12 protein-coding genes are annotated in these 13,987 nt (G+C 38.5%); 4 read left to right on the top strand and 8 right to left on the bottom strand.

Annotation, left to right across the window (positions count from 1 at the left end; translation table 11 throughout):
* Nucleotides 1-236: 236 nt before the first annotated feature.
* The 4 genes from C7Y66_RS16475 to C7Y66_RS16460 all read right to left on the bottom strand — a co-directional run bounded on the left by C7Y66_RS16475 (nt 237) and on the right by C7Y66_RS16460 (nt 3,463).
* Nucleotides 237-1,232, bottom strand: a complete 996-nt coding sequence (locus C7Y66_RS16475) for a hypothetical protein (protein WP_106546428.1) — start codon at nt 1,230-1,232, stop codon at nt 237-239.
* Nucleotides 1,233-1,265: 33 nt separating this feature from the next.
* On the bottom strand, nt 1,266-1,784 hold the full coding sequence (locus C7Y66_RS16470; RefSeq protein ID WP_015154525.1) for a hypothetical protein: 519 nt from the start codon (nt 1,782-1,784) through the stop codon (nt 1,266-1,268).
* A 60-nt stretch (nt 1,785-1,844) separates the two neighbouring features.
* On the bottom strand, nt 1,845-2,282 hold the full coding sequence (locus tag C7Y66_RS16465) for a hypothetical protein (RefSeq protein WP_106546427.1): 438 nt from the start codon (nt 2,280-2,282) through the stop codon (nt 1,845-1,847).
* Nucleotides 2,283-2,581: 299 nt separating this feature from the next.
* The gene (locus C7Y66_RS16460; RefSeq protein ID WP_015154523.1) at nt 2,582-3,463 is read right to left on the bottom strand and encodes a DUF2382 domain-containing protein; all 882 of its coding nucleotides are present in this window, start codon (nt 3,461-3,463) and stop codon (nt 2,582-2,584) included.
* 965 nt (nt 3,464-4,428) lie between these two features.
* Between C7Y66_RS16460 and C7Y66_RS16455 the strand changes: the two genes are divergently transcribed.
* The gene (locus tag C7Y66_RS16455) at nt 4,429-5,904 is read left to right on the top strand and encodes a helix-turn-helix transcriptional regulator (RefSeq protein ID WP_106546441.1); all 1,476 of its coding nucleotides are present in this window, start codon (nt 4,429-4,431) and stop codon (nt 5,902-5,904) included.
* A gap of 54 nt (nt 5,905-5,958) precedes the next feature.
* Here C7Y66_RS16455 and C7Y66_RS16450 read toward each other — a convergent pair whose 3' ends face one another.
* Entirely contained in the window at nt 5,959-6,303 is a 345-nt protein-coding gene (locus C7Y66_RS16450) for a PadR family transcriptional regulator (protein ID WP_015154521.1), read from the bottom strand.
* A gap of 865 nt (nt 6,304-7,168) precedes the next feature.
* Between C7Y66_RS16450 and C7Y66_RS16440 the strand changes: the two genes are divergently transcribed.
* The 3 genes from C7Y66_RS16440 to C7Y66_RS16430 all read left to right on the top strand — a co-directional run bounded on the left by C7Y66_RS16440 (nt 7,169) and on the right by C7Y66_RS16430 (nt 11,391).
* Nucleotides 7,169-8,338: a glycosyltransferase gene (locus tag C7Y66_RS16440; protein WP_106546425.1), complete on the top strand. Its 1,170-nt coding sequence runs from the start codon at nt 7,169-7,171 to the stop codon at nt 8,336-8,338.
* A gap of 86 nt (nt 8,339-8,424) precedes the next feature.
* Nucleotides 8,425-9,729, top strand: coding sequence for a glycosyltransferase (locus C7Y66_RS16435; protein ID WP_199197476.1), 1,305 nt, complete (start codon nt 8,425-8,427; stop codon nt 9,727-9,729).
* Between the two features lie 381 nt (nt 9,730-10,110).
* The gene (locus C7Y66_RS16430) at nt 10,111-11,391 is read left to right on the top strand and encodes a tetratricopeptide repeat protein (protein ID WP_106546424.1); all 1,281 of its coding nucleotides are present in this window, start codon (nt 10,111-10,113) and stop codon (nt 11,389-11,391) included.
* A 13-nt stretch (nt 11,392-11,404) separates the two neighbouring features.
* Here the strand turns inward: C7Y66_RS16430 and C7Y66_RS16425 are convergent, their stop codons facing one another.
* From C7Y66_RS16425 to C7Y66_RS32500, 3 genes are all read right to left on the bottom strand, one after another.
* On the bottom strand, nt 11,405-12,484 hold the full coding sequence (locus tag C7Y66_RS16425) for a glycosyltransferase (protein WP_233222712.1): 1,080 nt from the start codon (nt 12,482-12,484) through the stop codon (nt 11,405-11,407).
* Nucleotides 12,485-12,491: 7 nt separating this feature from the next.
* Nucleotides 12,492-13,340, bottom strand: a complete 849-nt coding sequence (locus C7Y66_RS16420; RefSeq protein ID WP_106546422.1) for a glycosyltransferase family 2 protein — start codon at nt 13,338-13,340, stop codon at nt 12,492-12,494.
* 76 nt (nt 13,341-13,416) lie between these two features.
* The coding region (locus tag C7Y66_RS32500; RefSeq protein WP_233222711.1) for a hypothetical protein at nt 13,417-13,987 on the bottom strand (571 nt) is incomplete at its 5' end.

Genomic DNA, 13,987 nt, shown 5'->3' with positions numbered 1-13,987 from the left:
AAATATTTTCAGAAATATTTTCCTGAAATCAGATATAGCAGTTCTAAATGATTTGTACAGTAGGCTTCTAGCCTGCGGCGGGCTAGAAGCCTGCTCCACGTTCATGAATCAAATAGGATTGCTATATTAGAGCAGCAGAAGAATTGTTAAATCTCTGATGATTTCTGGTCGATTGTTCAGAATTTATCGGAATGCTATGCGAGCTTTCCTATCCAATCATCAGCAAGCAGAACCGATTAGAAGTGGTAGGAAATGCCAATAGTCAGCACGGGATAGATCTTGAAGTCGCTCAAATCGTCTTCGATATCGTCTTCTTCCTGTTCGATCGCATCTTCTAATAACGAACCTACAACTGGCAGTTGTAACGCTGGTCCTGCTATTGGTCCTGATGCACTCAGATCGACTTCTGGCGCACCCCCGAATAAAACGCCTAAATCAATCGAAAAACTGAAGGCGCGATCGCGTTTGACTGGATTACCGTAACCAATGCCAACGTAAGGAGAAATTGTGTTAGGAAATGTCAGTTCTCCTTCTAGCTGACCCACGGCTGAAGCAGGAAACTCTACACCTCCAATATCCAAAGTTGCAGTTGAGCGGGCGGTTGCGTCAACTTTGTTGTTGTTGTACAATAAGCCGCCTGTAATCCTAAAGTCACTTCTTTTCGACGGATACCAGTCTAAAAGTGCCGAAACACTGAATAGCTGCACGTCAGCATCGTAGTCAATATCGCTTTGCTCGGTGTCAATCCCAAAATCAAAGTAATTCACTCCCAAGCGACCGTTAAAATTAGGAGAAATAGCCCCAACTCCTTCTAACCCAAATCCTAAAGTGCCAGCTTTACCTGTGAGTGCAAAGCCACTTCGCAGCTGCTTTTCGGTTAAAGTTTCTCTCAGCTTCTCTTTTGGCTTCTGACGTTGCTCCGGTGGCTGGTAATCGGCACAACGAGAATTGTAGGGATACGAGCGACAGAAAGTATCGATGTCAACTTCTCGCTGCGCCAGTCGTAGCTCCTGGGTAGATTCGTCCTGCGGTTGCAGATCGGCGGCAGCGTAAGATATGTCTTCGTTTTGAGCCGTGCTACTCGTTAGGGCTACTGCCTCTTTCTCGGTTGAATCCTTAAGCCTCTGTTCCTCAGCCAGAAGTTGTTGGGGTAGCACCCCCACACCAAAAAAAGCGATCGCTACACCCAAACTCAACTGGCTGAATTTGGATAAATCTGCACTCCCGGGCATACTTCACTCCTTCACACCTAAACACTTTTTCTCTTACTTACGACCACCCAACCATTTAGCCGCGATCGCACCCAATGCAGCACCGACCATTGGATTGCTGAGGAATTTCACGAACGCAGGTTGTTCCGCTAATACCTCTTGAAAAATATCGGGATGGTTGTGATAAGCAAATGCAGCTAATTTACTTACATCGTCGGCATTCATCCGGCTGGCGTGATGAGTTGATAGCCCCAATTGCTTTTCTAAATCGCGATCGTGCAGTCCTCTTTTACCTAAGTGCTTGAAGAAAGCCCGCGCCACATCATCTCTTTCATTTGGTTTAATCTGGGCGATCGCTTTTTGCAATTCCGGTTCCATCTGATTTGTCGGAATCCGATCTGGGTGGAAAGAGCGACCGAATAAGCGGCGACGTTCTTCGTGAGATGAGCGTTGAGCAAAATCGTCAAAATTTTCGTAATCTTGCTCTAAATTTGTGGGAGCGTCAAGGTTTTCTACATTACCTTGAGCGAGATCGTTCATGACTTCTTTTCTATATTTGTCGCTACTACTCATTTTTTTCTCCTTTTTACAACCGCCATTTGCATTCATAGTCAATGACAAATGACCAACGACTTACTTGTATTCAATCTGATTAGTTTGAGTGTCGTACTTAGCTGTCAAAATTAACTTTTTATCCGGTGCGTACATCAACACAGTCAAATCTTGGTTGGGGAAATTGCGGCGAAAACCTTGAGCTAGAGATTTTGCTAATGGCTTAACTTCGTTTGGGCGAACTTCAGGTGAGATGACAACACCTAATTTATTGTTGTCGCGCACATAGGCATCTTTAACCATTCCCCTAGCCGTTTGCACGACCCAACTACCAAAATCTTGTCCGGCTTGAGTATTTCCTCTTGCTATTTGCGAGTAATCTGCACTCCGGCTAGCTGTTGGTAGCATTGTTGTTGGCTGTTTGGCTTGAACTGCACTGCTACAGGCTGTAGTTGTAATCACAAATAATACTAAGAGCAGCACAGTCGCAATTTTCCGAAACTTTTTAATCAAACTCATTTCTACCTCCTACAATTTACAAATGAATAGAACAGTTATCAGTTGTCAGTAGACCTCCTGCGTGAATACTTGAATTGTCATCCACACGCGAAGCGAAACATCTGGGAGATTCTTCACTACACTGCGTTGCGTACCCTTCGGGAAGGCTTCGCCAACAGAATGACATCCATGATTTTTTGATTCATGCAGGAGGTCTAGTCAAAAGCAGTCAGGAATCAGAAGTTAGAATTAACCGATCGCTAGTCACTGATAACTGGTCACTAGTCACTGATAACTGGTCACTAGTCACTGATAACTGGTCACTGGTCACTGATAACTGGACGACCATCAGTATCGATATCTAATTCTTCCCTGCGAATCGTTTCTTGTGCTTCCACAGTTTCCTGTTCTACGACCTTCTTGACTCTGATTTCTTCTCTAACGAAGGCTTCTTTATGAATATCTGGAACTTCTTCATACACTTCTACACGGGCAACTTCACCCTCATGGAAGTCAACTTCACCAGGTGCAACAGCCCTACCTGCATCGGGTGGGGTAATTCTTTCAATCACGACCCGCTCTTTTTCTATTGGAACTGAAACTCGTTCTGTCTCAGTTTCAACGTGCTTGCCGATCGCAACTTCTCCAGTTTTGCGGCGCTGTTTGCTGGCAATCAACCGCTCTTCATAAAGTTTAATGGTGCGATCGCTATGAGTGCTTGTATCGTATAAATCTTTGTCATGTTCGTAAGTGTAAGTGTCGCGGTTATAGCTAGTTGGCGTAGCAGTACCCATCATCGCAGCAGTAGACGCTGAGTCTAGAGGTGCTGATGCATCTAAAGAAGCTTCTGTACGATAAACTCCTCTTACCCGTTCTTCGTAATCGTAGTCTGCTGTCATGCCTTCTGTATATTCGGGTAAGCGATCCGCTTGCTCTCTAGTCAAACCGTTGGCATAGACGCGATGAGCGTTGCGATCGATCCGAGCGCGACCAACTGGCAGTAGTACTTTTTTACCAAAAATCCAGAATCCTACGTCGATAACAAAATACCGAAAATTACCTTGTTCGTCTACTAAAATATCTTTTACTGTACCAAACTTTTCCCCATCTCCTTCACCGTAAACATCCATACCTTTGATGTCGTTTCCTTCAAAGGTACGCTGATAATCTGTATCGAAATCGCTAATGCTTAGTAATGGCATAACTTTCTTCTCCGCTTAGAAATAATTCATGGTTAACAACCCACCCAACATTTAGCCATCAAAGCTATATTCTTTTCACCTATCCACAGAATCAAGGTTTGAATTTTTCACTATTCATGCAGATAGATATTTGACTTTGTTATGGCGAGCAATCTCTGTTTTAATTGAGTAACATTCCTTAAGATTTTACAGGCTGCAAGGTTTTTTATCACTTCATTTACAATGATTTTACTTTGAAACTATCTATACAACCGTAGATTTAGAAAAATATCTTATTCGCTCGATTCAATAGCCCTTACATTTTTAGCTTGAGCTAAAAATGTAAGATTTTAATGTAAGTATTTTAAATCTAAGCCCTATAACGAAAAAGCGTGACTTGTTTCTAGCAAAAGCGTGACTTGTTTCTAGCAAAAGCGTGACTTGTTTCTAGCAAAAGCGTGACTTGTTTCTAGCAAAAGTGTGACTAAGTGCTATAGCAACCCTATTTGATTCATGAAAGTGAAGCAGGCTTCTAGCCTGCGGCAGGCTAGAAGCCTGCTTTACAAATCATTTAGCACTGCTATGGTAGTAAATGTAAAGTTGTAAGACTCTTGCTCACTAAGATTTTGATGCTGTTTAAAGCAAATTGATTCAACCTGTTTTGGAAAAAGTGAGACGATACTAGTACTTTAGAACTACACTAAATCCAATCGGCTCAAATCTGCTGATGAAGACGGCACTTATGCGATCGCCTACTTTTAGTAGTACTACTTTCAGACTATACCTTTTGATAGATCGGATTTACTCGCACACTTTCACTTAGTTAGCATTCCTGTCATTAATACTTCAATAAACTCCGCAAGGTCTACCAAATTAGGTAGGAAAATATCGTTGAATCCGAGATATGTTTGTATGGAGATGCGATAATTCGCGTTTTCAGCAAGAGCAAAAAATACGATAAATGCGATCGGTATACCAAGCAAGAAATGAAATTACCAGAATTACTGCGTAATCGGCTTGGAAGTCTGCTTCAACTGGCAGTACAAACAGTTATTCTTCGGCGAAATGACACAAGCAAGACAGAAGTAGACCGCGAAGAAACGATCGCTACAAAATCAACTACCACATCACCTCAGACAAGTAAATTGGGGACTGTCAAAAAGATTCTTCTGAAGTCTAGGCAGCTGAAATCTCCAACCAAACCATTCAAGAAAGCTTCTCTGTTTCCAGATGGCAAGACGAATCTTGCTGCTTTGTCACTCTTGTTGCATGGCGTGGCAGAAGTGTTATCTCAAAAGCGCGATCTACCCTGGAAGACCGAAACCCAAAACAATTTGAGCTATGAAAAAGCAACTGATGCCAAAAAAGGCACGATCTCTTACTACGTCACTGACAATTTAGAAAACTTGTCTCCTGACACCATATCTGAGTCAGCAGCTTTAGCTGTCATAGATCGATTCGATCCTAGAGCAGGCGCTATTCATCTAATTTATTGCGCCGCTGCTGCAAATCTGCATAATCCGTGGCAAAGTGAGTTTCTATTAGATGATAAACAACTGCTGGAATACAGCGGATTAATCAAACGTAGAGATTTATGCAGACATGAGCAACTGACAATTCTGTATGACCTGGTACGACAGCCTGCACAGATATTAGCTCACGTAGTTTGGGAAAAACAAGGCAAGGTAGGAGCCTTTACCGTAGCCGATTTAAAAATCTGGAATGTCAATGTTGCAAGAGATTTTGAGACAGATAAGGCAGGCAATCCGAAGCTGACAGGTTTAAAAGTCATCGTTCAACCTGGATTGTGGGCGAAGTACTTTTTAAATAAGTCTGAGTACTATTACCATACGGGAGTTATTACCAAGAAAACAGTACAAACGCTGTTTAGCATTGGTAAGCAAAATGCTGGTGCAGCTCGAATGCTAATTTGGCTGATTTTTCAAGTCAAGCCAGGATGCCGCAAAGTCTTTTCCGGCAAATCTCTGATGCAAATTGCGTATGGTATGGCTAAAATTGCGCTAGCAGAGCAAGATCGGCAACTACGACGGCAACTAGCTGACGATTTGGCGACTGACTTGAAAGTAATTGAAGCGGCTGGATGGCGAGTCGAGGTAGAAACTGGTCCTGCGTGGTTGTTAAATAACGATGGTGCGAAAAGACCAATTGGCTTCTGGAGCCAGCTTTTAGATACTACATGGCGATTCGATTTACCAGAAGCAGCGTTGACAGAGATTGCCAAATCGCCAAACCAGCTTAGAGGCGTGGAACGTCCCAAACAACAGCCGCCATCTGGTGCTGCGATTAGAGAAGCTAGAAAAGCTAAAGGCTGGTCGAGGGCTTTCTTTGCCGCAACGATGGGGAAAAGTATATCTTGGGTTGATGCGATCGAAACCGAGCATCGCCAAGTATCTCAAAAGGATCTGCCTAAATTACTTGAAAAATTGGAGATGAAATCGTAGAAGCGATCGCCCAGCTATCCCGCGGCAGAGGCGTTCTGCTCCTAAAAGGCTGACTTATTTATATTTGGTGATGCTATCGCTCCATAATTTTGCTAGCTTTCGTGCTTCATCTTGCCATTGGTGATTGAGCCGAAACATTCGTCGGGGACGACCGCGACCCTCTAGTTTTTGCCAGTACCCCGCGATCGCTCCTTCATCTTCGAGAAATTTCAGCGCTGCATACAACACGGTATCGGAGAGGCGATAGCGAGACTCTTCACGTTCGAGCTTTTGAATCAATCCAGAGCCATAAGATTCACCCTCAAGCAAGACCGACAGGATATAACAAACTGCTTGCTCTTGGCAAAGATAAATCTCTGGAGGATTGGCAAAATATTGATAAATATCTTCAAGCTGCATTAAAGGTTAAGGAATTGTAATAAAACAAGATTGACAATTGGGTGCGAGCATCCATTTTGATTTGAAGCCGCAAAGTGTCAAGCACTAACAACGGTGCTAGTCACAAAAATTCCACTGAATTTAGCAAGCGTATGGGGACGAGTATCTCTAGGAGATCGAGCAGTGCTAGCACCAGTAAACCGTAGTTCACAAAGCGGAATAGTAAGATGGAGCCTATTCCTTGTCTTGTGTTTGATGTTTGCGTTTTGCATATTTGTAAAGACAATTTCGCTTCTTGTCCTGAACTTTTCTGTAACTTTTATGTATTGACAAAAACTGACTTATAACTGAACATGATGATAAAGCAAAAATATAATTATTAAATTTATGGTATTAAAAAACATTATTCGGTAGGGTTTCGTTTGACTAATTTAACTATCAAGACTAAATTATTAATACAAGTAAAGTAGCGCTATGGGCGTTATAGATCGTGGCGTTATGGATTGTGAGAGAAGACACTAAGAGTGCACTTAAGCAACACCAGTCAGAGTCTGAAATATTTATCGTGCAAACAAGTACATACTGTTAGTTAAGTCGGAAGTTTCATTAGACAGTATGAAAGCCTGGATAATATATTGCAATTTACAAAGTAGCAATTCGAGCTTTTCATGATATTTAATTTCTATTAAGCTACGTCTTTCATTTCTGCATAGATGCAATTGTTGAGATACAGCTTGCACTAAAAAAGTTATTACAAAAGTTGGCTCATTTCTTTCACTATTTAAAGTGAGACATTTCAACGTTTCAAGCAAAAATAAAACACGGTACTTAAAAAATAGTTTCATGTATTTTCGCCAATAGTTTAATTCTCAAAAATATTACTTCAATGCTAGCACCCATCAATCAAGCCAAGGTTTTGCTCTGTGGCAATATTTCTCGCGTAGATCGTCGTTCTCAAGCTCTCATCGAGTTTCTATCTAGTTCCAAAAATTATTTTGTTTCTCAATTATGTCCTAGTTTTTATTATATAGACTTAAGTATGCAAAGCTCTTTACTTGAAAAAATATTAACTAAATTTTACTGGGTTGAACTTTTAATAAAAGCTGCATTTACGGATGTAATTTACTTATTACCAATGAATACTATTTTCATCAAAAGTACCATCTTTGCAGCAAAGCTTTTTAGGAAAAAAGTCATAGTTGAAATGTATATCTCGCTTTACGATACTGAAGTGAGGGACAGAAAAAGAGTTGGTGATGGAAGCAAACTCGCTAAATCATATATTGAAAAAGATATACTAGCGTTAAAGAAATCAGACTATCTCATCCATAGCTCTAATCAAGAGTTAACTTACTGGGAACAGATTCTGAATACTGATATTGACAGAAAAAAAGTTTATATAGCTCCTCTGTGTAATGTTTCTTGTTTGCTCCCCAACAGAAGCTGGATGCAAGATGGTAAATTAAATATTTGTTGGTGGGGAACATTTATTCCTTTACATGGATTGGATAACATATTACAAGCAATAAGAATTTTGCGAGAAAGAAACTTGCATTTTACTTGTAACTTCTTTGGTATAGACAATAAAGCTTTTTACGATTATGTAGAAAAAGTTCGGTCATATCATCTTGAATCTATAATTTTTCTAAGGAAAGACTTAAACTTTATTAATGGTTCCTTACCTCAATATCTAGTTAATTATTGCGATCTAGCATTAGGTATTTTTGGTAATACAGATAAGGCGTATCATGCTCTTCCTAATAAGTTGATTGAAGCCCTCTCATTAGGATTACCTACATTAACCATGAATTCTCCGGCTTTGAGAGAGTTTTTTAATCCAGAAACAGAGCTATGGACTTGCGAAAACACACCTGAGTCGATTGCTGAATCAATTTTGTCGATCGCTAGCGGTTCGGCTTATTCTGTAGACTGGAAGCAAACTCGTGAAAAAGTATTGGAGACATTCAGTCTTGCTCGATACACAGAGGTTGTGTCTGAAGTTTTAGCAAAAGCAACTAACAATCTTCCAAAAAAAGAAGGGACTCGATTTAACTAGTGTTTTTGCGATCGCAAATATTATATATACTAGCGCTATCAAAGCGAAAGGTTAAGCATGAAAATACGAGTAATAGTATATAGGTTTTGCATGTATTAATCATTGGCATTATCAAAAAACTACCTATCAAAGAAAGTGAAATGGAAACGCTAAAATCTCTAATTTATGTGTCTAAAGGAAACCTACCATCAAAAATGGCTCACTCAATTCAAACTGCTAAAATGGCGCAGGCTTTTTCTCAAAAAGTTGAAAATTTTGAATTGGTTACTAGCGGAGATATTTTTTCATTTTTAAAAGGCATAGACTCAGAATTTCAAGCTTGGTATGGTTTGCATCATAAATTTAAACTAGTTCGCCTACCGCTGCATATTAAGATCGAGTATCCTTTTCCCCAAAATTATGAAAATTTTATCTTTTATAAACTAGCTATTTTATACGCTTGTTTTAAAGCTCCTTGCTTAATTTATACTCGTTCGTTTCCTGTGGTTGAAATTTTGCTAAGAATGTGTATACCTGTGCTTTGGGAATGGCACGAACCAGTTTCAGAAAAACTTAGTTATACATGCAAAAAGTTATTCAATAACAAGAACTTACTTGGTGTTGTTACCACGTTACCTCAACTTGCAGAGAACTATTTAAATCATGGTTTGCTTCCTGAAAAAACATTGGTAGCTCCTAATGCCGTAGACATTAAAAATTTTCTTCCTTATCAAACTAAATCTTTAGCCCGCCAAAAGTTATCTTTACAACAAGACAGTCAAATTATCTTATATTCAGGGCATTTGTACGATTATAAAGGAATACCAACAATTTTGAAAACTGCTAGTCTAATGCCAGAATGTGAATTTGTTTTAGTAGGAGGATGGATTGATGATATCAACCGGGTAAAAGCAACTTGTCAACAGATGAATTTACAAAACATACAATTTTTCGGTCACGTACCACAATCTGAGCTAGCATTATATCTATATGCCGCAGACATTCTAATTCTTCCTACCAGTAAGTATTGGGAACTGGCTGAAGCTACTTGTCCGTTGAAGTTATTTGATTATATGGTTGCTAAGAGACCAATTGTCGCTTCAGCTTTACCGACTATAGCAACAGTATTGCGACATAGAGAAAATGCACTATTGGCAGAACCTGACGAACCACTCTCATTCAAATTAGCAATAGAGACTCTATTGAATAATCCTTTATTAGCTAAGACTATTGCTGACTGTGCTTTTCAAGAAGTACATAATTTTACTTGGGATGGACGAGCGGAGCGAGTTTTGCAGTTTGCAACTGAAAGGCTACAGAAAGCTAATAAAAGTGATATTAGTTACATGAGAAATGTACTTAAATACATCACATTGAAGACTATTTCACCTCATAAGTTACTAAAGCTATAACTTTTGCCGCTTACAGTATTAAGCTTTGCTGCGATCGCATAGCTAATAGGAATTTGACAGACTTATCCAATATACCACTACAAACAAAAACTGAAACAAACGTCTTCTATTTACTAAGATTGTTAGAGCGCACTCTGAGTGTCTTCTCTTAACAACTTATAGATTGTGTAGTGCTAAATCACCTCTATATAATAGAACTTTGACACTTAGATTTGTGTCATACCAATATGTTCTCTTGATAGATAAAGTTTGTCTATACAGAAAAGTTCAGGAATACTATCATTTCCGTCGGATGTAATACATATATTGTTCTTAGAAAAAGACAACTCCGATCTATGAGTCAAAGTATTCACACATCCAGTCGAAGTATCCAAGTAAATTATGGTAAAAGAATTTCAAGCTTGGCAGTACAAGCAATATGGTTTACATGCGTTATTTGAAGGTAATGTTAAAATAGCACTTTTATATTTTAACAAAGCTCTTAAGCTCGATCCGACTTTAGTAGAAGTTATATACAATCGAGGCAACCTTTATAGTATTTTAAAAATGTCAGATAAAGCAATCTCTGACTACGATCTAGCGATAAAACTCGATCCGCAACACTATAAAGCTTATATTTGCCGAGGAATAACTTACCTAGAGCAAAAGCAGAATGCTGAAGCTGCTATTGCTGATTTTACTAAAGCAATTGAGGTTGACTCAAATAAAATTCAAGCGCATGTTAATCGAGCAAATGCTTATAGCTACTTAAATGATTATAGTGCGGCACTAAAAGACCTTTCTACGGCTATTGATATTGCACCCGATCGCAGTGATAGCTATTTGAATCGAGGCTATATATGGGTGAGAACTGGAGATTATCATGCTGCGGTGGCTGATTTCTCTCAAGCGATCGCGCTTAACCCTGATTTTGCTATTGCTTATTTGAATCGAGGTAATGCTCATAAAAAATTAGCTCAAACACAAGCAGCATTAGATGATTATGCAGCCGTAATTCATCTAGATAAAACTAATTCTAAAAATGTTGTTGCTGCCTATGTATATCGCGGAGAGATTTTAGAATCTCTTGGAGAATTAGCCGCAGCTTTTTCTGAATACGATCGCGCCATCGAGTTGTGTCCTGACGAGCATTTTCTGCAACATAAGCGCGGGGCGTTGCTATGTCAGTTCGGACAACTATCATCTGCTTTAGAACATTATAATATAGCGATATCACTAGATCGCAAGTGCATGTACTGTTACGCAGATAGAGCTTGGGTGAGAAAAAATCTAGGTGATATTTCAGGAGCGATCGCTGATTGGAGTCAGGTAATTGAACAAAATCCAGAAAATGTTTTGGCTTATATAGAAAGAGGAGAACTTTACTTTCAAAGTCATCAGTTGAGAGCAGCAAAAGCTGATTACACAAAAGCAATTATTCTCGAACCTGACGAACCACACTTTTATGTTGTAAGAGCTGAAGTGAATTTATCATTAAATTATCTAGTAGCAGCGTTGAAAGATTGCGATCGTGCTATAGAAATTGCTCCCGATTTTGCCCGAGCCAACTTTATTAGAACTTTAGTTAAGCTACGTTCTAAGAAAATGGGAACTGCTGTCAGCAATGCCAATCGCTCTGCTACCTTATTAAAAACAGAAGGCGATTTAGAAAAATTAAAGTAAAGCTAAAAAAGCTTTACCTTATCATTATGCGGATCAAATCGAACCATTCTTCAAAATTGTCACTCACCACTAATTTTTTCCTCCGATCTACAATTCCTTCAGCACCTACAGCAGTAGCAATAACTGGCAAGCCAGCTTCTAGCATTTCTAGGGTTTTTAGTTTAATCCCACCTCCCTTAAATAGAGGAACTATTCCAATTTCAGCTTTTTCAAAAAACTCAGTTGGATCTTCAACAAATCCTGTAACTATAATCTGTTTACAAGCAAGTGCCAAAACTTTTTGAGAGGGACTAGAGCCAACTATGTAAAGTTTGAAATCTCGATCGTGTTGAACCAACTTCTTAAAACACTGCTCGACAAAGGTAAGAATTGCTTGTTCGTTCTCTGGTCTTCCTATAGCTCCCCAGAACAAGAGACTTTTTTTCTCTATCTTTTCTAAGCAACGCTGCACTCGATACACAAAACAACTAGCTTGGTGAGGCTTGATAGTAATCCTTTCACTGGGTATAGAAAATAAAGAAGTTAAAAGGTCGCGATCTTTGGTAGATGATACCCATAACTCACCGACACGCGAGTATAGTTGCCGTTCGTAATGGAAAGTTCTAGCTACTTCAATACCATAGAAAAAATTACTGACGGACTGTCTCAAAAAAACTTGAGTCCACACATCTCTTAAACTAATTACAGTTTTCGTTTTAGTAGGATTAATATACTTCTCAATTGCTTCAAAGTATATAGCAGCATGAGAACATTCAAAATGAATTGTATCATAAATATTAGTTGCGAGAAGTTTTTGAATTTTTCTCTCAACTGTATTAATAAGACGAGAAGCAAACTTCACGGGAACTTGATGATGAGTTAAGCAACTAGCAATTTTGTCGAACTGATGGAGTGGATATGTATAGAGGTTACTACCAAATTTTGCAACTAAATCTTTGGCAGCGTCCACCTCAACTTTGTTAGCTATAACCACTACATCAACGACTTCATTAGCAACAGCATATTCTGAAAGATGCGTAAAGGCAATCCTTTGTCCAGCTTGTGGATATTGGTTAGTGGGAGCCTGGGCAGAAATAAACAAGATTCTTGACATAGAAAAACTACCATTTACCATAAGTATCCGATACTGGCTTTCCAAGATATCTACTTAGAAAAGACTTCAGCTTTCTAGCTAGTGGAGGCTTAAGAAAATACCTAGTTGGGAGTGCAAATAACTCATTGAAAACCCAGGCTGCATATACGTTCCATCGCTGAAGCTCCATCTCTCTAGAAAATTGGTTAGAATGGCTACAGCTAATCTTCCAGCACTCCCGAATTAATTTAAGTCTATCAAAGGGTATGGCAGAAGAACTCATTCCACTTAATGAATAAGAGGCAAGTGGCGTACTCACATAATGAAAATTTACGCCAGATACAAATAAGCGAAGAATCAGATCGTAATCTGCTGCGATCGGGTATTCTAAGTTATATAAGCCTACAAGGTTATATGCTGACTTTGTAATAAAGCAAGATGGATGATTGAGCGTAAATCTAAATAAAAGTTTATCTAGATCGCCAGGAACGAAAGTAGCAACATATTCTCCTTTATAGTAATTTGTTATAGGTGAATAGAGAACGGAAATGTCGTGATTTCGACAAAATTCTTGCTCGACCGTTGCGATCGCATTATCGTGATACCAATCATCAGAGTTAATTATGCCTATAACATCACCTGTTGAATGGTTTATTCCCTTATTCATGGCATCATAAGGACCACGATCTGGTTCTGAAATAAACAAATTTATCTGGTCTGCATACTTGTTTATGATTTGAATAGTACCATCAGTCGAACCACCATCAATTACAATATATTCTAAGGGAAAGTTTCTTTTTTGAGAAATCACACTCAGAATCGTTTTTTCAATTGTTGTTACAGAATTGAAAACTGGAGTAACAATAGATATTTTCATACAAGTGCTATGTTGAGATAGCTAAACTCGAAGCATATATGCAAATAGCTCGATTTCATTAATAAATTTTAGATTGCTAATATGGGTGTAATCTCTTACTTTTTGAAGGTAAACTTAAAATTAAGATAAAAAGCGTAAGTGTTGCTCCTTGTAAAGAGCTATGTAAAAATAAAGTAAAAGTCAAATATGAATAAATATATTTAAAATTATCTTGATGATAAAATCGCATGACAACTCTTACAAATCCGAAAAAATACAAGCAACTAAAGGGAACCCCAGTATATGCAAAAACTTCAAGAAATGATTGATGTATTAATAAACGAAGTGGTTGAAACACGCTTGCATAAGTATCTCTATAACCCTGAAAAGCTAGTATTGGATTGTTCAAATAAGATTGAATTAGAAAAACGTTGGCTTCAAATCTATCTAAATTAGAACTATCATTAAAAGAACTAAAAGAAAATAGACGACTAGCTCCACTATCGTATAATAAACTAGAAGTTTCTACGTTTGTAATCCAATAATAGCTGAGTAATATTACTAGAAAATTAACAGTTATAAAAATATAAGCAAAGTGAATTTTGCTAATTATTTTTGAAAATGGAGCTTCAAATAACAAAATCAAAAAGAAGACGCATATACTAATA

The sequence above is a fragment of the Chroococcidiopsis sp. CCALA 051 genome (assembly GCF_003015105.1).
Lineage (GTDB): Bacteria > Cyanobacteriota > Cyanobacteriia > Cyanobacteriales > Chroococcidiopsidaceae > Chroococcidiopsis > Chroococcidiopsis thermalis.
The sequence above is the reverse complement of the archived record's forward strand: the minus strand, read 5'-3'. Positions and strand labels throughout refer to the sequence as shown.

Bases quoted from the DNA above. Each gene is read 5' to 3' on its own strand.
- C7Y66_RS16425 (WP_233222712.1), bottom strand. From the start codon at position 12,484: ATGTCAAGAATCTTGTTTATTTCTGCCCAGGCTCCCACTAACCAATAT.
- C7Y66_RS16430 (WP_106546424.1), top strand. From the start codon at position 10,111: ATGGTAAAAGAATTTCAAGCTTGGCAGTACAAGCAATATGGTTTACAT.
- C7Y66_RS16475 (WP_106546428.1), bottom strand. From the start codon at position 1,232: ATGCCCGGGAGTGCAGATTTATCCAAATTCAGCCAGTTGAGTTTGGGT.
- C7Y66_RS16420 (WP_106546422.1), bottom strand. From the start codon at position 13,340: ATGAAAATATCTATTGTTACTCCAGTTTTCAATTCTGTAACAACAATT.
- C7Y66_RS16455 (WP_106546441.1), top strand. From the start codon at position 4,429: ATGAAATTACCAGAATTACTGCGTAATCGGCTTGGAAGTCTGCTTCAA.
- C7Y66_RS16460 (WP_015154523.1), bottom strand. From the start codon at position 3,463: ATGCCATTACTAAGCATTAGCGATTTCGATACAGATTATCAGCGTACC.
- C7Y66_RS16465 (WP_106546427.1), bottom strand. From the start codon at position 2,282: ATGAGTTTGATTAAAAAGTTTCGGAAAATTGCGACTGTGCTGCTCTTA.
- C7Y66_RS16440 (WP_106546425.1), top strand. From the start codon at position 7,169: ATGCTAGCACCCATCAATCAAGCCAAGGTTTTGCTCTGTGGCAATATT.
- C7Y66_RS16450 (WP_015154521.1), bottom strand. From the start codon at position 6,303: ATGCAGCTTGAAGATATTTATCAATATTTTGCCAATCCTCCAGAGATT.
- C7Y66_RS16470 (WP_015154525.1), bottom strand. From the start codon at position 1,784: ATGAGTAGTAGCGACAAATATAGAAAAGAAGTCATGAACGATCTCGCT.